Here is a 236-nt window from a genome sequence, read left to right as displayed (position 1 = left end):
GGTGTACCCACCGCGCAACCTGCCGGGCTTTATCGTGCCGGGTGCGGTGAAAAATATGCTTCACGGTTCTTGTCGAAAACCCCATCACCCTAGTGCCGATGGTTTAGTCAGGGCAGACGCTCATTTAGCCGAACACTCAGTTGAGGATTGGCCGAGCGTGTTAATGCTGAGCGGCGATCAAATATATGCCGATGATGTTGCTACGCCAATGCTGGTGGCCATTCACCGTTTAGTTA

At 53.0% G+C, this 236-nt stretch carries 1 pseudogene; it reads left to right on the top strand.

The annotated features are described in order from the left end of the window. A pseudogene (locus Q4528_RS16075) lies at window positions 1–236 on the top strand (hypothetical protein); the annotation flags it as partial.

Origin of the sequence: Staphylococcus pasteuri (assembly GCF_030547725.1) — a bacterium.
Classification (GTDB): Bacteria; Bacillota; Bacilli; order Staphylococcales; family Staphylococcaceae; genus Staphylococcus; species Staphylococcus pasteuri.
The sequence above is the reverse complement of the archived record's forward strand: the minus strand, read 5'-3'. Positions and strand labels throughout refer to the sequence as shown.